The sequence below is a fragment of the Melioribacteraceae bacterium genome, assembly GCA_030584085.1.
Lineage (GTDB): Bacteria > Bacteroidota > Ignavibacteria > Ignavibacteriales > Melioribacteraceae > SURF-28.
Genome location: CP129490.1, coordinates 3,499,644 through 3,525,214 on the forward strand (window position 1 = coordinate 3,499,644; position 25,571 = coordinate 3,525,214).

Sequence of the window (25,571 nt, forward strand, 5' to 3'; positions counted from 1 at the left end):
CTTACACCGCTTTCAACTTCTCAGTTCTGTCGGCTATTTTTATTTTTTCTATCAGCTCATCTATTACACCTTCCATAACTTCTGAAAGGTTGTATAGTGTTAAACCGATTCTGTGGTCGGTGACTCTATTTTGGGGATAATTATATGTACGTATTTTATCACTTCTATCACCGCTCTTAACTATTGTTTTTCTTTGTTGTGCAATATTGCTGTTATGTTCTTGGAGTTTCAAATCATATAATCTTGCTTTTAAAACTTTCATTGCTTTTTGACGGTTTTTTAGTTGTGATCTTTCATCCTGACATTGAACAACAATTCCGGTTGGAATGTGAGTAAGTCTTATTGCTGTTTCAACTTTGTTAACATTTTGTCCGCCTGCACCACCGCTTCTGTACACATCAACTCTAATGTCATTAGGATCAACATCCACTTCAACATCTTCCGCTTCAGGTAAAACTACCACTGATGCAGCAGAGGTATGAACTCTTCCGCTTGCTTCAGTTTCGGGAACACGTTGAACTCTATGTACACCACTTTCAAATTTTAAGTCCCCGTAAACACCTTTACCTGTAATATTAAGCACAACTTCTTTGATAGCACCCATTGCGCCTTCGTTAATATCGATTAACTCATATTTCCAACCTTTAACTTCAGCGTAACGAGTGTACATTCTCAAGAGATCAGCAGCAAATAATCCGGCTTCATCTCCGCCTGTACCGGCACGGATTTCCATAATTGCCGGTTTATCGTCGGCTGGATCTTTTGGAATTAATAAAAACTTAATTTCATCTTCTAATTCGATTTTTCTTGTTTCGAGCTCATCTAATTCAGCTTCTGCAATCTCTACCAGTTCTTTATCTTTGGATGAATATAATATATCTTTGTTTTCTTCCAAGTTTTCAATTACACTTTTGTATTTTTCATAAGCTTCAACAATATCCTCTAGATGACTTCGTTCACGACTTAGTTTAATTAACTTCTCTTGGTCACTTAAAGTAGCGGGATCGGATAGCTGTATGTTTATCCTATCAAACTTTTCTTTCACTTCTCTTAATTTTTCTAGTAAATCCATCATATCCTCTGAAAATAGGAATCAAATATACCAAAGTTGATTTCCAAAATCTAAAACGTAATTATGTGAGTTTTCTTAATAAATTGAGATATTCTATTTGTTTTTGGATGGACGGAAGTAGATTCTCTTTATGCAACTCTAATTCAATCAAGCCAAGCTGTGTATAAACATTATTTAGCGCATCGAACATCGGCATTTCTGGATAACCATTGTCTCTTAAAAAATGAACTAGTTTCAATGTCTTAAATGAATCAAACCAAATTTTTTTTTGACGATTTAATTGTTCGGCTGATTTTGAGTTCTTAATAATTTGCTGATATGCTGATTCGAAATTATTGTTTACTAAAAATTGATTTAATTCCGGGCAGATTAATTTTGTCTCTGATAAAATTTTTTGTGATGAATAATTATCATCAGATAGAAATAGTTGTAAAAATTTTTTGAGAATTATAAAAGATTGTGGATCATAAAGAACATATTCATCACGTACTTTTTTATAGAATCTTGTCATACGCTGACCTGTACCGAATGGAACCCGCCATGATTTTCTGGATGATGCTATAACTGTTGTTTCATCAATAGAAATAATTTCAACAAGTTTTGCTGCTTTCTCTAAAAAATAAAAATCCTCGCCCGCTTTCTTTTTATTCATGCCGCCGATCTTTACATAAGTTATTGGATCAATAACCATACATGATCCTATTGAATGATAAGCATACGGAGAATCTGCGAACTTTAATCCCAGAACATAGTAACGCAAAAATATTTCATAATTTATGATTGCTTCATTATCCATTTCATGAGCATACTTTATGACTCCGGCTTTGATATCTTTATTTGTATAGTTAAGAAGTGTCGATAAGTAATTTGATTCGACTTTACAATCCGCATCTAAACATACAATCAAACTTTGAGAAAGATAGTCAGCATAAAGCAAAGCTTGATCCATACCAATTTTTCTAGCCAATCCCACTCCGGCATCTTTCGCAGGCAGTTCTCTACCTTTTGACGAAGCATCAATGTATTCAATATTTAATGCATGAGTATTTGCATCGTGTTTTAATTTCTTAAGTAGAGTTAAGGAATGTTTATTGTTGTTAACAACATCATCTAAGCTTTGTTCGGAATTATTAATTACAAACAAGATTAAGGATTTACTTTTTGCTTCTTCGTCATTTTGGGAAAGCGAATCAATTAATATTGGAATGTTATCTAACTCTTTAATTGCGGGAACAACAACCACTAAATTGAATTTTTGATCAACGTTGAAGTTCAGCCATTTTTCATTAGCTCTCTTTTCTAAATATTGTTTGATCTGGCTCGGTAAAAACAAATTCATATATTTTTACCAAAGAATTCATTGGTAATGATACGATTAGCTTTATCATAATCTGGGCCTTCAATCCAATGCATTTTAATTCCTTCTCGTTCCATTTTCCTAAACCATGTCATCTGTTTCTTTGCAAAATTATGTATTGCGCTATTTAACTTTTGGAACATGTCATTGTAACTAAGTTCACCTTTAATAAATAAGCTTATGTATTTATATTCCAGACCAAAGAACTGGAGTTTATCATGACTAATTCCATTGTGTAATAATTCTTTAACTTCTTCAATCATACCGTTCTTCAAACGTGATTTTAATCTTTCCGTAATTCGGTTTTTAATCACACTTCGTTCTAGATAAATTCCTATCGTCAATGAACTAATCTTATTCTTAATTTCATTTTCCTTTGTGGATTCAGAAATTAATATTGCTTTAACAATCCTCTCTTTATCTAAAAGATCTGTTGTATTATGGAAAGTGGATTTCTTTTGTAAGAGAATTTCTCTTAATTCGGATTCATCCAATGCTAACAACTCTTTTGCCCGCTCCGAATTAAAATCAACATCGATAAGTTGATAGTTTGATAAAATTGAATGAAGATAGAGCCCCGTACCGCCTACTAAAAACGGAATTCTATTTCTTGAATTAATGTCTTTATAACTTTGATGAAATAAATTGACAAACTTATAAAGATCGAATTCTTCTCTCGGCGATATAACATCTATCAAATGATAAAGAACAGTTTTGCCTTTTATTTTATAGTCATCTAAATCTTTTCCGGTTCCAATATCCATTCCCTTATAAACTTGGCGTGAATCTGCAGATATAATTTCACCGTTAAATTCGTTTGCAAGTTGAGCGGCTAATTTCGTTTTACCAACGGCTGTTGGACCAAGAATGGTTATGAGATTATAACTCATAATAATTTATAAAGAAGAGCTGATAGGCAATGCTATATTAAATGTAGCGCCTTCACCCAAATTACTAACTACGTTAATTGTACCTGAGTGACTTTCGACAATTTTTTTTGTAATTGTTAAACCAAGTCCGGTTCCTTCTTTTTTACCGTGTGTCATAAACGGTTCAAAAAGTTTATCAACTAAACTGTCTGGAATTCCCAGACCTTCATCTTTTATTGATATAACCACGGCATTTTTATCTTTAGAAAATTTAGTAGCAATATGAATTTTCCCGCCTTCCGGCATTGCGTCGCATGCATTCCTTACAATATGATTATAACATTGGAAAAATTCTTTAACATCCATCTGTACTTTAACATCCTTATCAAATTCATTACTGATATTACAGTTTCTTGATTTTACATAAGAGTTCAAACGATCTGCGAACTCGGTAAGTGTTTCATTCAAACTTATTCTCGAAGTTCTTAATACAGCTTTTCCTTCGGAATAACTAGCGGTAGTTTGAACCAAGTCGGCGACTTGAGTTAATTGTTCTAAAATCATTTCAACAATTTGCGCCGCATCTTTATTCAATTCTTTTGACTTAAGATGTTCTGCGTAACGTTTACTTACTAGAACAGGTTTCTTAATATCTTGAATTAAAAAGTTTGTCATCTTACCAAGCGATTGCACTCGTTCACCCTGAAGAAACTTTTCAAGCATTTCCGCATTTTGTAAAGCGAGTGAACATTGAATTGATATTGCGTTTAAAAACTCTTCATCCTTTTCGGTGAAATGACCGTTTTTGCTGTTAAGTAATTGAATTACACCTACAACGTTATCTTCACGGTCCTTTAACGGGAAACACAACATACTTTTTGTTTGATACCCTGATGAACGATCTACATCAGATTTGAATCTTTGATCTTGGGCTACATCTTCAATGTTAACGGTTTGTCTATTTTGTGCAACCCATCCGGCAACACCTTCACCAATTGAAAGTCGAATTTCTTTAGTCTCGCTGCCCATTGCAATTTTTGACCAAAGTTCATTTCGTTCGCGATCTATTAAATATAGAGTTCCCCTATCGGCTTGTGTTAACTCGGTTGCTACATTCACAATGTTTTGAAGTACATCATCAATTTTAATGTTGGAATTAACAAGCTGTAATGCTTTTATAATCTTCTTTAATTGATCGGATTGTAACTTTGTATTTGATGTAAAAGAAGAGTCATGGGTTTTTGCCGGACTTCCATTTTCTATCTTATCTTCGAATGTACTTTTTGAATAAGATATTTTTTCTTCCGGAAGAATATTTTCATTGTAATCTTTATCGAACGAATCGGAATGAGTTTCTTCTTCCAATTTAAAGTCTTCGGTTTGACTTACTTCTTCATTCTCCGATATAAATTCATCTTGCTCAACAGGTTTATCTTCATCAAAACTAAAGTTTTCCGGTTCGGTTGATGTTTCTGTAGTTGGCTTGTCCTTTTTCTCCTCATTGTGAAATGCTTCAAGGAAAGCTTCATCAAAATCTGTGTATTTAGGTTTCTTCGGTTTGTCTTCTGTTTCGTTTACTTTCCTGTCATCAAGCGAAGATAATTCAGAAAATGTTTCGTCATTATCTGAAACGTAATCATCTAATGATTCTTCTTCTTCCGGGAAAAGCGGTTCATCGGCTTTATCTTCTTTTTCCTTTAGATTATAATCCGATTTTTCTTCAGGTACATGCAGTTTATCGTATGTTTCATCAATTTCTTCTTCATAGAGCGAAGCTTCTTCGTCAATTTTAGAATCATGTTTATCTATTAAATCATCCTTCAAGCTCTGTTCAAACGAAGTTACATCTGTTTTTTTATCTTTAAACTGTGGGCTTTCATGTTCACTTTCAAAACCCGGATAAACTTCATCTTCGGTGTATTCTTGTTCACCTTGCGGTTCAATATCGGAATAATTTAATAAGTTTGTTTTGATCATATGGTTCTGATCAATCAGCGCATTCACTTCATCTTTGGAAAAAGCAATTAAATAACTATCGCGTAAAGCAACGGCGGTTGATGTTCTTGAAGTCTCTTCTGCAATTTCATCGTAACCGAAGAAATCATTTTCACTAAATATAAACGACTTGGTTGATCCAAGTAATTTCTTTTTAAGAAGATTAACTTCACCACTGACAACTAAATAAATTTTATCGGCAGGATTTTCTTCTCGATATAATATTTCACCTTCTTTAAGAGGTTTCAATTCACCCTTAACGTCGGTCAGATCAACTTCCTGTATATCGATATCAAGAAATAATTTATTGCTTTGAAGCGCGATATATAATTGATTTTCCATAATGACAAGATTCAAATTATACTATGTGACTGCCCTACTTTGATTTATATCTTTTAAAATACTATAAAAACGGTTAAAGATTAACAAAAAACTTGTGCAAAAGCAAAATGTCATGTCGATTTTACTTCGTAAAATTCCTTATTTACAGTAAAAAGAATCACTTTTTTGGATTTTGGACTTGGTTTTGTTAATAGCTAAATTTGAAACTCATGTACATTCACGTTAAGTAAGATTGAATCTTTTCATAAATCAAAACATCAAATTGGATGAGCGAAGAACTACTAATTGAGAAAGCTCAAAACGGAGATAGAGCCGCATTATCTCAGCTCGTAAAAAATTACGAGCAGACGGTATATAATTTTTCGTTTAAGATTTGCCGAAATAAAGAACGAGCCGAACATACCATGCAAGAAACTTTTATGAGTATGGTAAAAAACATCGGTCAGTTCAGCGGAAAATCTAAACTCTCGACTTGGCTTTATACCGTTGTTTCAAATCATTGTATGATGCTTGCTCGTTCACAAAAGAAACATGAACACGGTTCAATTTCTATTGATGATGATGAAGGTTTGATTTCGGAAAATAATATTGCCGATTGGAAAATTACCCCCGATCAAATTTCCGAAAACAATGAACTGCGGGAAATGCTTGACGAAGCAATTAAAAAATTACCAGCGGATTATAGAGTTGTTTTTTTGCTGCGTGATGTCGAAGGTTTATCAACAGAAGAAACCGGAAAGGTTACCGATCTCTCTATTGCTGCTGTTAAATCCAGACTTCATAGAGCGAGAGCTTTTTTAAGAAATGAATTAAATGCAAAACTAAGTTATGAAAACTGAAAAAGTCAGCTGCAAAGAAGTAATGAATCACATTTGTGATAATCTTGGTGAAGACCTCGATTCACCGAGATGCGTTGCGATAAAATCACATTTGGATAATTGCGATAGCTGTCAAAAATATTTTAAGAGTGTCGATACGACAATTCAGTTTTATAAAAAGTATAATGTTGAAGTTGATGATGATACACACAAACGATTACTTGATTTTTTAGGACTTGACGAATAACCATCCGCATTAATACCACAATAAATTTTAATACAATAAAACCGGAGTAAATAAATGGATAACGTACATTATTATAATACGACTGTTAGATGGACCGAAGGAAGAAAAGGTGAATTGATTGAGCCGACAATGCCGACAATTGAAGTTGCAACTCCTCCCGAGTTTCCAAAAGGAGTTCCAAATACATGGTCGCCTGAACATTTATATGTAGCGTCTGCAAATATTTGTTTGATGACAACATTTTTAGCAATTGCAGAAAATTCCAAGTTAGATTTTAAGAGTTTCGAATGCGACGGAGTTGGCAAGATGGAAAAAGTTGATGGTCGTTTTATGATTTCCGAAATTGTGTTAAAGCCAAAAGTTGTTGTTACGGAAGAAAAAGATATTGAACGCGCACAACGAATAGTGGAAAAAGCAGAAAATCATTGTTTGATTTCCAATTCGATGAAGACAAATATAAAATTAGAGATGAATGTAGTAGCAGAATAAATGTTTTGTAGAGACTTGATTAATCAAGTCTCTACGAAGGATTTATGATTTTTTGAGGTAAACTTTTCCGTGTACCGTAGTTATTTTTATTTTATTTGACCCGGAACCAGTTACTCCGGTAGCGACAAGTTTATTATCGTGACTCTTCCATTTGCTTCCGGCATCTTCAACTTTTTCGGATAAGTTGAAATCACTTATAACATCAACATCATCTTCATCACCGTCATCGTAAATAATTTCAATTTCTATGTCCATTGAAAGATCGGCGGGAACATATAATGTAATATCGCCGCTCATCGAAGAAAGTTTTACATCTCGTTTGCCTTCTGTTCCGACAACAGTAACTTCAACATCACCGCCCATTGTTGAGGCATCAACCCAGCCTGCAATTTCTTTAATTAAAACACTTCCGCCCATAGTGGAAGCTTTTACATATTCGGCAGCTTTGTTTACCCTTACACTTCCTCCCATTGTACTTACATTGGCACCGTTTATCGCTTCATCAACATTAATTGATCCGCCCATACTTTTCATTTTTACTTCTTTACCGGTTGAACCTTTACTGCTCTTTACATTTTTTTGAGTTACTGTTCCTCCCATAGTTGAAGCATCAACATCACCGATAACGTTTTCAACAAGAACACTTCCGCCCATGGTACTAACTTCACCGTCAACTTCGGAATCGATTAGTTCAATAGAACCGCCCATCGTTTTCAGTTCGAGATCACCTTTTAGATTTTTTAAGGAAAGAGAACCGCCCATGGTTGTTCCGGTTAAATTTCCTTCAACATTTTCGATAGATATTCCACCGCCGGTAGTTTTGAGTTTAAGATCAAACTTATAAGGAACTTTTACTTTCACTTTTCCTTTGGTTGAATTATTATGTGTTCTTGTTTCGAATTCGGTTGTTACTAAAACTCCGTTTGATGTTTCCGAAATGTCAACGATAACATCGTCAGCGTCTCTTCCGGTAATATCGACATCAACTTCAACAATGTTTTTATCCCAGCCTTCAATTTCAATACCCGCACCGGTTTTAAGATTAACTTCGAGTTTTTGTCCCGCTTTTACATTAATCTCTTTCTTTACTTGCGGATACGCAAAGATTACAGAAAGTGAGAACAGGATTGTTAATACAGCAAGTTTAGTTTGTTTCATTTTTCCCCCAATGGTTAATTACTTTTTGTTGATTTGGATTTCACCTAAGTTGGTTTTCAAATTAATTTTTGCTCCGCCGCCGTTTATTAAAAATTCACCGACTACTCTACTGCGTTTATCTTCAATCTTACCCGGGAAGTCCGATCTGATAATTCTACTCTTATCTTTATTCCAATCGACGGTTGTAGCTTCGGCATCGATTGTTGCTTTTACATTTGAAGAAATTATTAATCTAATATCACCGGAGAATGCTTTTAAGTCCGATTCTTTGTTAGAAAGTGATAAGATTTCCGCTTCGATATTTCCCGCGGAAGTTTTTGCTTTAATGTTACCTGAAATTTGTTTTAGTTCGATATTTCCCGCACCTGTGTTAACGTCCACATCGCCGTTAGCTTTACCGACATAAATATTTCCGCCGTATGTTTTTGCTTTAACACTGTTTTGTCCGGCAGTTAATCTTATATTGCCGCCGAAGGTTGTAAGTTCAACATCACCGGTTGATTCTTTGACGTCAATATTACCGCCGAAGGTTGTAACCTTTTTAACATTATTAATTTTATTGAGACGAATATCTCCGCCCATCGTTTTTAATTCGGAAGATGATCCTTTAATATTTCCACCTGAAAGATTTCCGCCTTGAGAAGAAATTTTTACATCGCCCGAAATATCTCTAAAAGTAATATCTCCCCCCATTGTTTCAAGCTGAGCGTTGCCGTTGATATTATGAACTTCTATATCACCGCCCATTGTATTTACTTTTACATTCCCGGTTAAATCATTTTGTATTTCGATATCACCGCCGGTTGTAAGCAGAGACAAATTCATTTCGGAAGGAACGGTTATAAAATAATCAGCACTTCCACCCCATCCGTATTTACTGTTATATTTTACTGTAATTATATCACCGGATGACTTTACTTCGAGATACTCTGCTTCATTTTTGTCGAGTCCGTCAACTTTAAGAAGTACTTCGTTCTTGTTCCAAGTCTTAATGAAGATATCACCGGGATTAGCTTCCAACTCAAGTGTTCCGCCCCTTTTTGCTTCTATGGTTTTTGTTACAACATCTCTCTGTGCAAAAACGACGGAAGCAAGCAACAGCATTAATATTGTTATCGATTTATTCATTTTAAAACTCCTCACGAATTAATGAAGCGGCTTTAAGTTTTATATATTCTTCATCGCCGTTTCCTAATTCATTATCAATAATATTTTTAAGTTCGTTATCTATAGATCTGCCTTGCAGTTTTAATTCTGCCAAGGCATTTATTGCCGCTACTTTAAGTCCGGGATTTGAATCGTTCGTAAGTGTGAACAAATAAGCGTCTCTTATATCATCATCATACGGAAATTTCATTAACGCGTTTAAGGCTTCTCTTCTTACACCTGCGTTCTGATCTGTTTTGAGTGCATTTATTAAAGCTTGCTTAACTTTCGGATCCATTAAAGTTGATTGTGATGTTTGAGATGAAAGTGTATTTACTGACCTGATTCTTAAACCGGGATTATCGGAAGAAGTGAGAGCTGCAGCTAATAATCTTTGGATTCTCGGATCACTCGCGTCTCCTTTATAAGATATCGGTTTAACCGCGTCAAATTTAATTTCGATTTCTCCTTCATCAGAAAAAGGATTTGCAAAACGAATGTTTGAAATGTTTATTTCGTTGTTGTCTATCGCATCAAGATCAACTTCGTTTTGATTCTTAGCCGGAATTGTTTGTGTATGCGATGAACTGAAAATTATATAACCGAGAAAGAAACCAACCAGCAAAGTTGTTGCCATCGCGAATGCCGGTTTGTAACTACCTACAAAAAGTTTTTCCCAAATCGATATTGATTTCTTTACGAATTTTTCTTTTTCGATTTCAATTTTGTTAAGCAATTCTTTTCTAAAATTTTGCAATGTATGTTCATTTACCGGAGATGGTTTTACATCTTGAACAGACGAATAGAATTTTTTTAATGATTCATATTCTTTTTTATATTCATCGGATTCAAGAATTTTATTTTCAATCAATTCTCTTTCTTCTTGATTAAGTTCATCAAGAACATATAACTCAATCATTTCCAGAATCTTTTCATGTTTCATTTCAAACCTCAATTACACCTTTTAATTGGCTGCGCATTTTTTGTGACGCATTAAATAAATATCTTTTAACCGTTCCCTCTGCGCACTGCATCATTTCTGCAATTTCTTTTATTTTATATCCGTCAAAGTATTTTAATGTAAATGCCATTTTTTGTTGAACAGGAAGTTGTTCCAATGCGTCGTTTATATATTTTTGGTTTTCATTACTCTCGGTTTCTTTTGCCAATGAAATCTCAGATTCGATCATATCTCCTCTGGTTCTTATATCTTCTTCATTGTTATTCAATTCTTCATCCAATGATTTATGCATGCTTCTTTCTTTTCTCTCTTTGTGTGTTATGCAGACATTCGTTGTTATTCTAAAGAGCCAAGTTGAAAATTCACTTTTGAATTGGAAATTTTTTAATCCTCTAAAAACTCTTATAAAAACTTCTTGATAAATATCTTTTGCATCATCCTCATTGTTTCGGAACGACATTGCAATATTTATAACTTGACGGTCATAACGATAAACCAATTGTTCAAAAGCCAATTGATCGCCTTTTTGTGCTTGTTTAATTAATTTAAAATCTTCTTGCATAATTGTCGTCTCTTTACAATTAGACTAAGAAATTATAGAAAGGTTGTAGGGAAATATGTAGAAATTTACTGATTTTTTGTAGAGATTTGATCGCGCCATGGGCGGACAAGTTAATCAAATCTCTACGAAGTTTATTTTTGAAGCAAAATTTCCGGTATTTTAACCGCAATCACTTCACCTTTTGCACAGAGTTGCTCATCCGCAAAAAGTTCTACATCTACAATTACTTTTTTCCCTTTTACTTCACGAATCTTTCCCTTTAGAATTAGCTCGGGACCGAGTGGAGTTGGTTTTAAATAAGTTACATTCAATTGTGCAGTTACAAATCGTAACGGCGGATCTGTATCCATTTCTCTGTTTTCATGTTTGTACATTGCCGCTGCAGCAGATCCTGTTCCGTGACAATCAATAAGCGAGGCAATTAATCCGCCGTAAACAAAACCCGGAATTGCGGTATGATAATCCTTTGGTGTGAATCTGGTAACAGTTTCTTCACCATCCCAATAAGTTTTTATTTGATGACCGCGATCGTTAAGTTTACCGCAGCCGTAACAATGTGCCACGTCATCAGGATAGAAATCTTGAAATGCAAGTTTATTCATAATTTTCTTTTGTGATTAGTTGAGATAAAATTTAAGAAATTTGCTGATGATTGAAAACTTATAGTTTTTCGATTGTGAGTTTTAATGTAATCGGGATTTTAAGAATCGACTACTCATTTAACCATTGATTGGCAGTTTCTAAATCGATAAAAAGCTTTACTTTCGCACCTCTGTTTCGACCAGTATTTTCCCAGAGTCTAATTTTTTCCAATTGTTTTTTATTAGTCACTATCGCCATCTTAATAATTGCGGGCATTATATGCGATTGATATTCCGCTAGCTCAAACAACTCAAAATCACTGAGATTATTTTCTTGTAATCTATCATCAGCCAATATTTTATCACAGCTATTTCTCAAACACAGTTCGAACATTGTGTGACTGAATTGTTTTACATCATCAAGATTGTTGTTTACCCCCTCCGTGGTAATATAGAGGGTCTTGTTTTCTATTCGATAATTTGATTCCATAATAACCTCTCGATGTCTAAATTAAGATATGGAAAAAGTAAGATCATTGAAATAGAATTTTATGAAATGAGAAAATTTATTGCTAGCAGTCACAAGATATTAGAACAATATATCTTGTAAAGTTATTGAAAGAAGATATAAAAAAAGGGAGTCCGTAGACTCCCTTTCCAGCCAAATGGAGGATGTTATTTTATCAACAACATCTTCCGGGAAAGATTAACATTCTCACCTTCCAGACTATAGATATAAATTCCGGAGGCGAGATTAGCACCATCAAAAACCGACGAATGATAACCTGCTTGTAATTGTCCTTCTACAAGTGTCATCATCTTTTGTCCAAGAATATTATAAACATTCAAATGATAGTAGCCGGCTTTAGGAACGGCAAATTTAATTATCGTTGTGGGATTAAAAGGATTCGGATAATTTTGTGATAATTCATACTTGATAGGGATTTCATTATCGTCTTCCTTTACATCAGTAATTGTTCCGTTGCCAATCGATAATAAATTACTTCCTGATGCTTTACCGTTATTCAACTTATACGTTGATGAGATTTTGGAATTTGTATTGTTGGTTAGTTTCTTAAATTTAACAGCTCCAATATTTCCGTTTTGTATTTCTTGAGTACTAACACCGACAACCGTAACCTTACCATCCTTAACGGCTGTCTTTAGATTTGCATTCCCGGTTAATTCTGAATTTGTATTTATATACTCAAACTCGATCGGATTAAATTCAAAAGTAACTTCAGCCGATTGAACATTAGTTGAGTTTGCCAAATCAATAGGTATGGTTATCATTTCAGAGTTTTCAAATGACGCTCCTCCTAAAGCAATACTACTGCTTGGAGAAACGCTTGGGAATACAAAATCCCAATCATGCAGATAGATGAAGAATATAATTCGTAAGTAATCGTCAATATCTACATTGCCGTCAAAATCAGCATCCGCATTTATAAACGCTTGTCCGCTTAATGGATATAAACCAATCCAATGATAAATAACAGCGAGCGCATCGAATACGTCAACAATATAATTTAATGTAGCGTCGCCTCTATTAGTCGATGTACCTGAACCTGCGCTATATGCAACGGTTCCATTTACAACTGTCAAAGGATATTCCAGAACATCTACCGGGAATTCTGAAGTTGATGAAGTTAAATCTGTACTTCCGGCATTTGCATCAATCACTTGGAATGTTAAGTAGAATAATGTTCCGTTTGCATTTATTGGAGTATTTCCCGAAAGAATTATATCAACTGTTCCGGGGAATGCGGAATAAAATGTTCCGTTCCAAGCAAAATCGTTTACCAGCATACCTGGATCATATCCGCCGTATAAGAATTTCAATTTACTTGCGTTGAAATGAATTTTACCTTGCAGTAAATAATCGATTTTGAATCCGGTCGGTGCTGTCAGATCAATAGGAATTGTAACATAAGAACCGGCAACTGTTGTTGCGGATCCGATTGTAATGGTCGGATCAGTAACAGTATAATTTATTGTAAAGGAAGCATCACTGATATCAAAAGTGTTTGCATCATCGGTATCACTTACTCTTATTAAACATTCATTTGAACTAATATTTGGAACAGCCCAAGCAAATGTACCTGTTGAAGCGTCAACCGAAGTTGCAACAGTATTCCAATTAGAGCCATTGTCTGATGAGAATTCAATATTTACGTTTGTTACATCTGTGCTTGTCCATGTAATATTTTGTGTTGAACTACCTGCCCAAATTTCTCCGCCGTTAGGTGAAGTAACTTCAACAAAACTGCATGAAGGAATTGGATCATTAGTGTTTCTGAAATATTCAGCTTCAACCGTAAATGCAGGATTTGGATTATGGTTAGCACCATATAGTCCAACTTCAGATACTGCAACAGGAATTGTTCTTGTGACGATGTTTGTCCAGGTTGATCCGTCATAAGAATAATCAAATGCAAAATCATCACCTGTTCTAATAACGCGTAAGTATGCGGGAATAGGTCCACCAATTGCTTGATTAATAGCAGCACCGAATGCAGCCCCATAACCGTTTGCGTAAAAATAATTCTGCCCGCCAAAGTATGTTTCGAATCTTAATCTATAACCTGTTCCTTGAACAATTATTCCCTGCATCTGATATTGCACCGATGGAACTGAATTAAATTTAACCTCAACTCCGAAATCATCATCGAGAATTGTTTGTAAGATTCTTGGCGAGGAATTAGAAGCTAAATCATGCGAAACCCCGCTAGGGATTGATATTTCCAATACTCCATCGTTAATACCAAACGTGGATTCTCCAGCTTGGTTTTCGTAAGGATCATAAATAGTCCAGTACGATTCAATATCCGGTCCACAGAATTGATCCGAAAATGGAAGTGAGCTTGCATCTGGAGTTACAGTAATAGTAAAGTTTTGCTCGGCAGTTTCACCGTTTCCGTCATCTACTAAAAGTTGAACAGAATGTGTTCCCAAATTAGCGCTCGTAGGAGTTCCGGATAAAGTAGCACTGCCATTTCCATTATCTATAAAAGTTAACCAGCTTGGTAATGTTGGGGCAGTAATTGTAAGAATATCTCCGGCATTCGGATCCGAAGCTGTAATGTTATAATTATAAGCTTGATCAACTTGTGCATTTGTAATCGGAGAACTTGTAAATTGTGGTGTAAAATTCCCACTCAACGGTTCTATCGAAATTGTTCCCCAAGTTACATCAGCCATATGTGTTATTAAAAGTACTGAACCGTTTCTATCCGCTATATCCGCCGAAATCATATAGCTCGCAGGTTCGGTATCGCCATCTGCCCAAATCTTAACGGAAAATTTACTTTGTCCACCACCGATATCTTCGGACTTAGCTTTTAATAAATATTTTGTATTGTAACTCATAGAATAACTCTGTGATGCAACAATACCTGAAGTATACGTGAGAATTCTTAATGAATTAAAATTTCTGATCCAGCCGATTGCTTCAAGCGGCCATTGAGTTCTTGGAGAGGCTGTTCCGGTATGACCTTGCCAACCGATTGCAAAACCAACACCTGATCCACTTGTAGTAGAATGAATAGTCATTTCGGCTGTAACTTCATAGTTGGTTGTCCAGGATTCATCACCCAAAACAATTAATCTATCATAACCTGACTCTGTAGTACGAATTCCATTGGGAGTTAATTCCCATAAACCGTCAACTATATTTGCGATATTATTTACATCGCCTAAAGTTGTAATAGTTGACCAATCGGCAGTATACGGAAGAGGCCAAATATTACCGGCTTCATAATTTAAGGTAACCGATTCAGTTGCTTGCGCACCTAAAGCATCGGTTGCAGTAAATTCAACTGTATTTATTCCATTGCTTAAGTCAGCGCGGTCTATTTCTGTTACGAAATCTCCTGCACTAAGTAAACGAGTTCCGTTTGGTCCGATGTTTAATGAAACTGAAGATCCTCCGTTCAACTTGTAGGATAAACTTGCTACTCCGTTATCATCCGAAACTCTTCCCAAAATATTTACCCATTGCTGTGGATTGCCAAGATTGCCGAATGTTTGATTATCTCCGTACCAAACTTCGATTGTTGGTGGATCTGTATTTTGTGTATCGGTGTCGGTTATCGGATCATCGCTGCTCATAAAATAATCAGCGCTTGCTGTATAAGGAGGGTTGCTGCCTGCATTGCCTCCGTAAAAACCAACTTGGTTTACCGTAAAAGCTTGAGTAAAAGATGATGCGGTATTCCAATTATTTCCATCGCTTGAATACTCATATAACCAGTCATTGCCTGTACGAGTTACTCTTAAATATGGAGGAGAACTGGAAATTGTAGCAACCGAAGGAGTTTGAAGAATATTCGAACCATCAATAACCGCTACATACAATTTTAATCCGTTGCCATAATAATGTCCAAGTCGTATAAAAGTATCATTATCTTCTTGAACAATTAACCCTTGCATCTGATAAGTTGAAGAAGGAACGGATTCAAATTTTACTTCAATTTGAAAATCGGTATCGGGTGCTACTTGAAGTAAGCGAGGCGCATTATTACTAGTTCCTGTATAAAGATTATGATCGGTTCCGCCCGGAATTTCTATATTAGCATTTGTCCCGGTCATGTCTAGAGTAACATCACCTACGGGATCATAATATGTCCAAAAGCTTTGCAATATAGTTTCGGGATTAAAATCATCCGAAATAATTGAAGGACCTGCCACGTATTCATAAGCTCCTATATCAACAGTGCTTTCTAAAATTCTGTCGTTACCGTCAAGATCGTAAACTCCCGTCATCCAGGCTTGATTTGTACCGGCATTAATTAAAGTAGAGCTCGATGTCAAATGAAAATCATTAGAGGCTACGTTTTCAAATAACGGGTCATCAGTTGTATTGCCTGTGCCCAACGGTAAAGCCGGTGTTGTGCAATTATTAGTATAAGTTTTACCCGAAGTTTCAGCAGTAACTACATTATCTCCGTTATTAAAGTAAGAAATTGTGTTTCTCATAACCGCCGTACCTCGGTTTCTAATACCCGCTCCGTTTGGACCGGTATTATCAACTACAGTACAATTTTCAATTGTTCCAGCCGCCCAAATATTAATACCTCCACCAAGTCCGACTGAAGTATTTCCGTAGACAAGACAATTTCTTGCCGTTCCACCGTTCAATAAACGAATACCACCGCCATAACCGCTTCCTGAATTATTATCGGCAAGGTTATTGGTTAGGATACAATTATAAACTAAACCGTTATTATCGACAGCGACACCGCCGCCATCACGTGCTTGTCCACCTGTAATAAAACAATTCTGAACAGTGCCTCCACTAACAATGTTAACATTACCGCCGAAACTTCCGGGGTTGTAACCGTTCTGAATTGTAAAACCATCCAGCACAGCATCAACGTGATCGATGTAAAAACATCTTGTTGTATTGTTGCCATCAACTATGGATGCTGAATAACCGTTTACACTTTTTACAGTGATTCCTTTGGTGATGGAAATATTTGTTGATAAAGCGTACATGCCATCGTCAACAAGTACTAAATCTCCAGTGCTTGCGGCATTAACAGCAGTTTGAATGTCGGTTGCTGCATCATCCCAACTGGAATATGGTGCAATGTTCCCTCCCGTTGGTGATACATATAAAGTTGCTTGTGCAAACATCGTCGCTTGCGATATATATAAAAGTGCGACGATGAAAAACAGAGTGAATCTGGTTTTCATCTTTACCTCTTTTTATGGTCGATATTTTTAACAAAGAGTAAGAGGCAAAAGTGATACCAGTATTTTGCTTTGATTTTAGTTGATAATAGGTCTTTTTAAAATTATGGAATGTATCAAAATGAAAGGATTGCTTGAATTGATGCATTTATAAATCCCCGGGATTTTTCTATAGTAATAACTGTATCCTAAACTTCCTTTATTACTTTTTAAGCTTGCAAATCCCGGGGATTTGGTATATCAATAACTCATCGCATTCAGTTTTACTTTTCCTCTGAATACCCAATAAATGCTAATCGTATAAGCAAGAACAAAAGGGATTCCTATAATTGCCATAATCAACATAATGTTTAGAGTCTTTTGTGATGATGCCGCATTGTAAATGTTTAGTGAAAATTCCGGATTGGGATTCGATAAAACTATATTTGGAAATAAGCCAAGAGCAAACAATGCCAGCAATGCAGCAATACTTGCCGCAGAAGAAAGAAAAGCTCTGAACTCTCTTTTGTGATGTATCTCCCTCGGAATATTTGCTATTGCAAGCATGTTTAGTATTGCTACCAGAAACAAAGCAGGCGAATCTTTAAAGTGATCAATCATATGCGGATAATAAATCAACGTAGCCATTGTTGTTGTTACATACATTATTACAAAAAATATGATTGTATTATTAACCCATCCGCTTAATCTTTTTTGAAGTTCACCTTCTGTTTTTAGTACTGCATATATTGAGCCGTGCATCATAAATAATGCGACTGTAGTTATACCAACCATAACGGTGTAAGGATTAATTAATGACCAAAAGTTTCCGGCAAATTCTTTATCGGCGCCAAGCGGAACACCGGTGATAATATTTCCAAGTGCAACACCCATCAGCAATGCAATCAAAATACTTGATACACTAAAAGCGATATCCCAAGCGTTTCTCCAACGTTTGCTAGGTCTTTTACTTCTGAATTCGATAGCGACCGCCCGGAAAATTAATCCCGCCAGAAGTAACATAAACGCAGTATAAAACCCGGAAAATACTGTTGCATAAACATGCGGAAATGCAGCAAACAAAGCTCCGCCGCCTGTAACAAGCCAAACTTCGTTTCCATCCCAAACCGGACCGATTGAATTTATCATCAATCTTCTTTCTGTGTCATCCTTAACGAGAAGATGTAGTGAACCGACTCCCAAATCAAAGCCATCAAGAATTGCATAGCCGGTCAGCAATACCCCTATTAATATGAACCAAATTGTATTTAAGTCAAATGTGAATTCCATTATTTCCTCTACTTTAATTTTTAGTGATTTAAAACTTCTTTTTGCTTTTCATATTCAGATGCAATTGTATCGGGTTGTTCAGGTCCGTGTTGAATTTTTTCATTCAACAAGTAAATGAACAATACAAACAGCAAAGAATAGATTACAAAAAAGAGAATTAATGAAAATATCACTTGATTAGCTTCAACAACTTTTGAAAGTGCGTCAGCAGTTCTTAACAATCCATAAACGATCCAAGGTTGTCTCCCTACTTCTGCTGCAATCCAACCAATTTGATTAGCAATTTGAGGACCGAGTACCGAGAAAACCAAAATCCATAAGAGCCATTTTGTTTCGAATAATTTTTTTCGCTTCCAATAAAATATACTTACTATACTAATTGCGATTAAGAAGAAACCAATTGCAACCATAATGTGATATGCTTGAAATACAATATTAACAGGCGGTCTGTCCTCCGGTCTAAATGCGTTTAATCCCATAACTTCTTTACTTGCATCTCCATAGATCAAATAACTTAACAATCCGGGAATCGCGATTCCGTATTTAACTTCTTGCTTCTTATCATCAACCCATCCAAATAAATATAATGGTGCAACGGCTGAAGAATCATAATGTCCTTCAAAGGCAGCCATTTTAGCCGGTTGATTTTCGCTAACACCAATCGCACTTTGATGCCCGGTAAACAATTGAAATAGTGAAGCGAATAATGCAACCACTAAAGCAATTTTAATTGACTGTTGTGCAAATTCAATATGTTTTTTTCTTATAAGATAATATGCACTCACGCTTATAACTAAAAAAGCACCGGCAAGCCAGGCTCCGGAAAGTACGTGAGACAATCTTTCCATCGAGGACGGATTAAAAACCATCGCCCAAAAGTCGGTAATTTCGGCTCTCATGTTTAGTCCTTCACCCACAAGATGATAACCTGCGGGAGTTTGCTGCCATGAGTTTGCAACAACAATCCAAACTGCACTTAACATCGAACCGAGCGAAACCATTATTGTTGAGAAGAAGTGTGTTTTAGGACCAACTTTATCCCAGCCAAAAACTAATATTGCCAAGAATCCGGATTCGAGAAAGAATGCAAAAATTCCTTCGGCTGCCAGGGCGCTACCAAAAACATCTCCGACAAATCTTGAGTACGTTGCCCAGTTAGTACCAAACTCAAATTCCATAACAATACCGCTGGCAACACCGATGGCAAAAGTTAATGCGAATACTTTTACCCAAAATTTTGTCATTCGCTCATAAAGAGGATTTTTCGTTTTGAAATACATCCCTTCCATTATAACTAGAATTACACCAAGCCCAATACTTAATGGCGGAAAGATATAATGGAAGGCAATTGTAAATGCAAATTGAATACGCGCAAGTATTTCAACATCCATTTAATTATTCTCCATAGTTTAGTTGAATAAAATAAATTTTAGATCACAAATTCAGAGATCATTTTTTGCTTCATCTTTTCATGAAGTTTTTTTTCTTCTTCATCAAAGAATAAGTGGAACAAACATTTATTTGAAAACTCACAAGGGAATCTTTCATCAAGACATTGATTTAATTTTGTTTTGAAACCAATAGTTTCTAGAACTTCATAAACGGAAAGTTTATCGGCTTGTTTTTTTAATGAAACTCCGCCATACTTCCCTTGCGTTGTTGAAAGGATTCCGTTCTTTGCTAGTTTATGAACAATACGTGCAGCAAAATTTTTTGAAATGTATAATCGTTTTGAAAGTTCGCTTACCGGGAGTTGATCGTTTTTATTAAGTGCGGCTAAAGCTGAAGTGATTCGAAGTGCATAATCTTGTTCGCGTGTGATGTAAGTTTGCATCTGTTATTAGTGATCCTACGTAGAGATTTGATTAATCAAATCTCTATAATAACCTGACAAGTAATGTATTATTTGAGAGATAATATATATAAAGAGGATATTCGAGTCAACTTTAAGATGTTATGTCTGATTTCTATTCTTAGGATTTGTCAAATTTTATTTGTGTTGTCGTAGCGATTTGATTAATCAAATCTCTACAAAAAAATTTGTCAAGTTTTTCTTTTTATTTTGTGCTTTTGATTTGTTTAGAAATTCGAACTTAGAATTTAGGATTTGCTTTAAAATAAAAGACCGGCTCAGGAGACCCCACGAACTCCATAAGCCGGTACAGGGAGGATGGAACTTTACTTATTATTAGTTAGAAACCAACAATGAATTTTCTAATTTTGATGAAATCATTCTGAATATATCAGATTGATTTTCTTTGTAATCTTCCAATCGTAATTCTTCATTTGAATAATTTGTGATGTAAAGAACCGCTAATTGCGCTTTATATCTTAATACGGGATTTATTGATGAAATTGCTATTTCATTCAATTCATCAAGTACTTTTTCAATGTTGGCATCCGGATAATATTTACTCAAGAACAATGTGTTATATATTGATGCTTCAACTACTCCATCTACATTGTGATTTAACGAGTGAATAAGATTTTCAGTTACAACGTTTGAGAAGTTTGCCGGTTTTTGTGCATAAATACTTACCGTACTAAAAATCATCATTGCAAAAACTATTATGTATATTTTGATCGTTTTCATTATTGCTCCTTTCTTCTGATCAACTACACTCCTATTATACAAAGTGGGTGCCAAAGACAATACATATTTATAAGTTATTATTTTATAATCAGTTAGAGGAATTCACATCCAAATCGATCATCTTAGATGGGTGCCACAAAATGGTAAGATTATTTTCAAACACGAGGTTAAGTTATTGATTTATAAGGGATTAGAGAAATGCCACAAAATAAATGTGTGAAAAAATGTGGCACTCACTAGAGGATGGGATGTCTTATTATACGTTTTAATTCTTCTTTCTTTGTAATCTATTGTTTAAAGCTCGTCTTGAGATACCAAGCAGATCGGCAGCAATTGTTTGATTTCCGTCAGCTCGTTTCAACGCTTCATTTATTAATTCTTCCTCGGATTCTTTTAACGAAGGAAATCTTCCCGTTATTAAAATTGTAGAATCTTCGATATCGTTACCGTTCTTTTCGACTTTCTGTTTTGCGAAAGGTTCATCTGAAAGTTTTGATCGAATTAACTCGAGTGAAAGGATTCCGGATTTATGAAAACTTACGGCATCATAGATTATTCCCTCAAGTTCTCTAACATTTCCCGGGAAATGATAATTACTTAATAATGTATAAAGTTCTTTCGGTGGTCGCGGTTTCTTTTTATTTAAATCTTGAGATGCTTTTATTAAAAAGTAATCGATCAAATAAGGAATATCTTTTTTTCTTTCACGCAGCGGAGGTATATGTATGTGATGTGAGCGTAAACGATAGTATAAATCTTGCCTGAATTTATTACTGCCTTGCATTGATTTAATATCACGATTAGTTGCTACAATAATTCTAGCATTTGAAAGCTTTGCAATATCCGAACCAAGCGGATAATACTGTCCGCCCTGAAGTAGTCTTAACAGCTTAACTTGCGATTCTATATTTAAGTCCCCGATCTCATCAAGAAAAAGAGTTCCGTCTTCAGCTTGTTCAATCAAACCTTTTCTGTCAATCTCAGCACCGGTAAATGCTCCTTTCTTATGTCCGAACAAAGTATCGGAAAATAAATTATCATCCACACCGGCAACGTTAACAGGTACAAGATTTCCTTTTCTTCCACTTACTAAGTGAATTGCATTTGCAATTAACTCTTTGCCAGTGCCGGTTTCACCGGTTATTAAAACAGGCAAGTTTGTCTTTGCAATTGCTTCTATATATCTGAATATCGCTCTTAAAGCACCGCTTCTTGTAATTATGCTTTCAAAAGCTTCCGGATGTTCTAATTTTTCTTTTAATAAAGATTGCTTAAGCAACTCATTTTCATTTCTAATTTCGGTAAACTCTAATCCGCGTTTTATAGTTGCTATTAATCTTGTATCATCCACCGGTTTTACTACGTAATCAAATGCACCGTCTTTCATCGATTGAACAGCATTCTCAACACTGTTGACAGCAGTTAATACAATAACCGGAATATGCGGATACTTTTTTACTATTTGAGGAAGCAATTCACTGCCGGATATATTCGGCATATTAATATCAAGTACTACAAGAGAGTAATCTTTTTTAGAGAGAAGGCTTAAAACATTTCTTGAGTCTTTGCATGTTTCAGTATTCTTTATTCCGTTGGATGAAAAAGTAAGTTCAGCACTAAGCAAAAAGTGCTCTTCGTCATCGATTAATAGAATTGGTTTTTCCGGTGTAATGTTTGGTTTCATATTTTATTTATCTACAGGTAAAGTTACGGTTGCCGTTGTACCTTTTCCAAAATCACTTAATAAAGATAACTCTCCGCCATGATTTTTAACAATGTTATATGAGATTGACAATCCAAGTCCTGTCCCGCCGCTGTCTCTCCTAGTTGTAAAAAACGGATCCATAATATGTTTAAGATCTTTTTCTTTTATACCGCGTCCTTTGTCCTTCACAACTATCCTAATAGATTTTTTGTCATCGCTCAATTCAGTTCTTAAATTAATTGACGAATCTTTTTTCTTTAATGAATGACAAGCATTAGTAAGCAAGTTTATTACAACTTGTTCTAATTGTTGAGAGTTCCCCTTTATTGTTGGAAGAGACGAATCTAGTTCTACTTTAAAATTATTTGTCGATTGTTTGATTAAGTTGCTGGTAATTGTAATCGCCATATCAACTATTTTATTTATATCGACATCGCTTTCAATTTGTCCGCTATCAATTTTTGCATAATCGGTTAAGGTATTTACAATTTTTCTAATTCGCTCCGACCCGTTAAGAATACCTTCCAACGATTGATTGATTTTGCTTGATGCACGACTATACAACATCCCGGCAAGCACAAAGTCTCCGTTTTCTTTAAAGTAATCTTCCAGAATAGGGAGAACGTCTTTCCAAATTTTTTGAAAGAGTTGAATGTTTAGTAAAATAAAATTATTCGGATTGTTTATTTCGTGCGCAATACCGGAAATTAAAACTCCGAGCGAAGCCATTTTATCTGCTTGTAATAATTGCTGTTGTCTAATTTCGGCTTCTTTCTCAGCGGCTTTAAGATTTGTAATATCATTTATTAATCCGTCATAATAAATCGGTTTGCCTAAATGATCTCGCGTAATAATGATGCTGTTTCTTACCCATCGTATTGATCCGTCGCGGTGAATTATTCTGTGTTCGACCGGTTCAACATCTTCACCAACCAGAGCTCTTCTTGCCTGGTCAAGAACTTTTTTGCTATCCTTTTCATGAACCATCCTATACCAAAGCTCGGGATCACTTTTATAATCTTCGGAATTATAGCCGGTAACATTAACACATCCGGGACCGTGAAAAGTGTCCACAACTTTCCCGTCATCAATTTTTACCGTGTATATGTAGTCGGTTAGGAAATTGATTAAGCGTTCGTATCTTTTTTCTATTTGTAAATCCATCCGGCAAAGTTAACAACTTAACCAACAAAAAGTGTCTTGATGATTTTTGAAATTAACTACTTACTTAGCTCTTTTACTTTTTCTTTTGCGGATGGCATTTCATGATTTAGCTCGAGTGCTTTTTTGTAGTTTTTTAATGCTTCTTCTCGATCTCCTTTTTCCAATAAAGCTTCACCTAGACTATCATAACAGTTGGCAATATTGGGAAACAATTCAACATTCAATTGAAAAGCTTCTATTGCTTTATCAATTTGTCCGTCAAAAAGAAATGTATAACCAACTTGATTGAGTATTAAATCCTTAGGGTCTGATGGATGAAAGTTTTTTGTCAGTTCCTCAAAATTTTCTCTTACATAGTGTGGTGATCTTTCAACTAAAGTACGATATATATTTTGGATTGCCGGTAAAGCCGGTTCACCGGGTTCTTTGCCTCTAACAATTGCAAGTATTCCTGCTCCAAGTTGTTCAGCAACAGGCTCATCCATATTTGCAAATACAATAATTGATATTTGATCCCGGAGTACTTCGTAAATAACTGTATTCGCTCCTTCGAATCCCCCTGCTTGCGGAATTGCTCCTTCGGTTTTTCTTACTTCATCGTAATAGTTAAATTCATCAAGTGAATTTTTTATTTCGTCACTTAATAATTTATTTCCGTAAAAGTATTCTTGATAAAATTTTAAAATATCTGATGTGGTTGATTGAAAACCTCCGTCCGGCTTGGGTATTTCTAAAAACCCTTCATTGTTTTGGATTTCTCCTTTTGCATTCTTAAAATAACCAACTGCTCTTGCCTGTACTGAGTGCTTATTCTCGACATAAGTTTCGGTGAGTTCAAGTGGCTTTACAATTCGTTCTTTCACGTTTTCATGATATGATTTTCCGGTTATCTTCTCAATTATTGCTCCAAGTAGAATATAACCGGCATTGCTGTATTGCTGATCTGTACCTGGATGAAAAAGCAACGGCATCTTTTTAATTCTTTCAACTAATTGAGAAATTCTCTTTTCTTCTTTCGGTGAATCAAAGTAATCGGGAGAATGATAATCCCCATATCCCGATTGATGATGTAATAGCATATTAATTGTAATACTCTCAGCTGCTTCTTTTGGAAATCCTTCTAGATAATTTCCTAGCTTATCATCAAGTTTTAACCTGTCTTCTTGCATTAATTGATAAACAACAACTTTTGTAAATGTTTTATTCATGGAGCCAATATCGAACTTGGTATTTATTGTATTGGGAATATTCTCATCTCTATTTGCTAAACCAAATGCTTTCTGATAAAACGGTCTTCCATTTTCAGCGAGAAGAACAACTCCTGAAAATATATCCAAATCCGTATATTTTTTAATCAGTTGATCGGATTCATTAGAAATTCTGGATTTTGCTGTCTCACTTAGCTCTGCAGCATGAGCTGAACTCAAAGATAATGTAAGTAGAAGTATTAGAATAGTATTAAAAAATGTATTCATTACGGCTCTCTGTTTTTGTAAATAATTAAACAAATAATAATTTTTTGAATATAGAGAACCAAGTTAAATACTGT

General features: G+C 35.1%; 21 protein-coding genes. 3 read left to right on the forward strand and 18 right to left on the reverse strand.

Annotated elements, in window-relative coordinates; genetic code table 11:
- Position 1 precedes the first annotated feature (1 nt).
- The 4 genes from prfA to QY331_15750 form a co-directional block, all read right to left on the reverse strand.
- Complete coding sequence (gene prfA / locus QY331_15735) at positions 2-1,072, reverse strand: peptide chain release factor 1 (GenBank protein WKZ69412.1); 1,071 nt, start codon at positions 1,070-1,072, stop codon at positions 2-4.
- Positions 1,073-1,133: 61 nt separating this feature from the next.
- Entirely contained in the window at positions 1,134-2,411 is a 1,278-nt protein-coding gene (locus QY331_15740; GenBank protein WKZ69413.1) for a hypothetical protein, read from the reverse strand.
- Positions 2,408-3,319, reverse strand: coding sequence for a tRNA (adenosine(37)-N6)-dimethylallyltransferase MiaA (gene miaA, locus QY331_15745; GenBank protein ID WKZ69414.1), 912 nt, complete (start codon positions 3,317-3,319; stop codon positions 2,408-2,410). Before miaA ends, QY331_15740 begins: the two co-directional genes overlap by 4 nt.
- Before the next feature lie 6 nt (positions 3,320-3,325).
- A complete protein-coding gene (locus QY331_15750) occupies positions 3,326-5,635 on the reverse strand; it encodes a GAF domain-containing protein (GenBank protein ID WKZ69415.1) in 2,310 nt (769 codons plus the stop codon).
- A 266-nt stretch (positions 5,636-5,901) separates the two neighbouring features.
- Between QY331_15750 and QY331_15755 the strand changes: the two genes are divergently transcribed.
- The 3 genes from QY331_15755 to QY331_15765 are packed head-to-tail and all read left to right on the forward strand — an operon-like array spanning position 5,902 to position 7,189.
- Entirely contained in the window at positions 5,902-6,474 is a 573-nt protein-coding gene (locus QY331_15755) for an RNA polymerase sigma factor (GenBank protein WKZ69416.1), read from the forward strand.
- Positions 6,464-6,700 (forward strand): hypothetical protein, encoded by a 237-nt coding sequence (locus QY331_15760; protein WKZ69417.1) that lies wholly within the window; start codon positions 6,464-6,466, stop codon positions 6,698-6,700. The genes QY331_15755 and QY331_15760 overlap by 11 nt, the downstream gene beginning before the upstream one ends.
- Before the next feature lie 54 nt (positions 6,701-6,754).
- Entirely contained in the window at positions 6,755-7,189 is a 435-nt protein-coding gene (locus QY331_15765; protein WKZ69418.1) for an OsmC family protein, read from the forward strand.
- Positions 7,190-7,231: 42 nt separating this feature from the next.
- On the opposite strand, the gene QY331_15770 is transcribed toward QY331_15765, so the two are convergent.
- The 14 genes from QY331_15770 to QY331_15835 form a co-directional block, all read right to left on the reverse strand.
- On the reverse strand, positions 7,232-8,347 hold the full coding sequence (locus tag QY331_15770; protein ID WKZ69419.1) for a hypothetical protein: 1,116 nt from the start codon (positions 8,345-8,347) through the stop codon (positions 7,232-7,234).
- A gap of 18 nt (positions 8,348-8,365) precedes the next feature.
- The gene (locus tag QY331_15775; protein ID WKZ69420.1) at positions 8,366-9,475 is read right to left on the reverse strand and encodes a DUF4097 family beta strand repeat-containing protein; all 1,110 of its coding nucleotides are present in this window, start codon (positions 9,473-9,475) and stop codon (positions 8,366-8,368) included.
- Position 9,476: 1 nt separating this feature from the next.
- Positions 9,477-10,436: a HEAT repeat domain-containing protein gene (locus QY331_15780; protein ID WKZ69421.1), complete on the reverse strand. Its 960-nt coding sequence runs from the start codon at positions 10,434-10,436 to the stop codon at positions 9,477-9,479.
- Position 10,437: 1 nt separating this feature from the next.
- A complete protein-coding gene (locus tag QY331_15785) occupies positions 10,438-11,016 on the reverse strand; it encodes an RNA polymerase sigma factor (GenBank protein WKZ69422.1) in 579 nt (192 codons plus the stop codon).
- A gap of 131 nt (positions 11,017-11,147) precedes the next feature.
- On the reverse strand, positions 11,148-11,618 hold the full coding sequence (locus QY331_15790) for a PaaI family thioesterase (protein WKZ69423.1): 471 nt from the start codon (positions 11,616-11,618) through the stop codon (positions 11,148-11,150).
- A gap of 109 nt (positions 11,619-11,727) precedes the next feature.
- On the reverse strand, positions 11,728-12,087 hold the full coding sequence (locus tag QY331_15795) for a hypothetical protein (protein ID WKZ69424.1): 360 nt from the start codon (positions 12,085-12,087) through the stop codon (positions 11,728-11,730).
- Positions 12,088-12,272: 185 nt separating this feature from the next.
- The gene (locus tag QY331_15800) at positions 12,273-17,294 is read right to left on the reverse strand and encodes a DUF1349 domain-containing protein (protein WKZ69425.1); all 5,022 of its coding nucleotides are present in this window, start codon (positions 17,292-17,294) and stop codon (positions 12,273-12,275) included.
- A gap of 237 nt (positions 17,295-17,531) precedes the next feature.
- Positions 17,532-18,560, reverse strand: coding sequence for a cytochrome d ubiquinol oxidase subunit II (gene cydB / locus QY331_15805; protein WKZ69426.1), 1,029 nt, complete (start codon positions 18,558-18,560; stop codon positions 17,532-17,534).
- Between the two features lie 20 nt (positions 18,561-18,580).
- Entirely contained in the window at positions 18,581-19,951 is a 1,371-nt protein-coding gene (locus QY331_15810; protein WKZ69427.1) for a cytochrome ubiquinol oxidase subunit I, read from the reverse strand.
- A gap of 38 nt (positions 19,952-19,989) precedes the next feature.
- The gene (locus tag QY331_15815) at positions 19,990-20,394 is read right to left on the reverse strand and encodes an Rrf2 family transcriptional regulator (protein WKZ69428.1); all 405 of its coding nucleotides are present in this window, start codon (positions 20,392-20,394) and stop codon (positions 19,990-19,992) included.
- Positions 20,395-20,748: 354 nt separating this feature from the next.
- Positions 20,749-21,153, reverse strand: a complete 405-nt coding sequence (locus QY331_15820; protein WKZ69429.1) for a hypothetical protein — start codon at positions 21,151-21,153, stop codon at positions 20,749-20,751.
- A gap of 265 nt (positions 21,154-21,418) precedes the next feature.
- Positions 21,419-22,837 (reverse strand): sigma-54 dependent transcriptional regulator, encoded by a 1,419-nt coding sequence (locus tag QY331_15825; protein WKZ69430.1) that lies wholly within the window; start codon positions 22,835-22,837, stop codon positions 21,419-21,421.
- Between the two features lie 3 nt (positions 22,838-22,840).
- On the reverse strand, positions 22,841-24,022 hold the full coding sequence (locus QY331_15830; protein WKZ69431.1) for a PAS domain-containing sensor histidine kinase: 1,182 nt from the start codon (positions 24,020-24,022) through the stop codon (positions 22,841-22,843).
- A gap of 56 nt (positions 24,023-24,078) precedes the next feature.
- Positions 24,079-25,497, reverse strand: coding sequence for a beta-lactamase family protein (locus QY331_15835; GenBank protein WKZ69432.1), 1,419 nt, complete (start codon positions 25,495-25,497; stop codon positions 24,079-24,081).
- Positions 25,498-25,571: the final 74 nt, after the last annotated feature.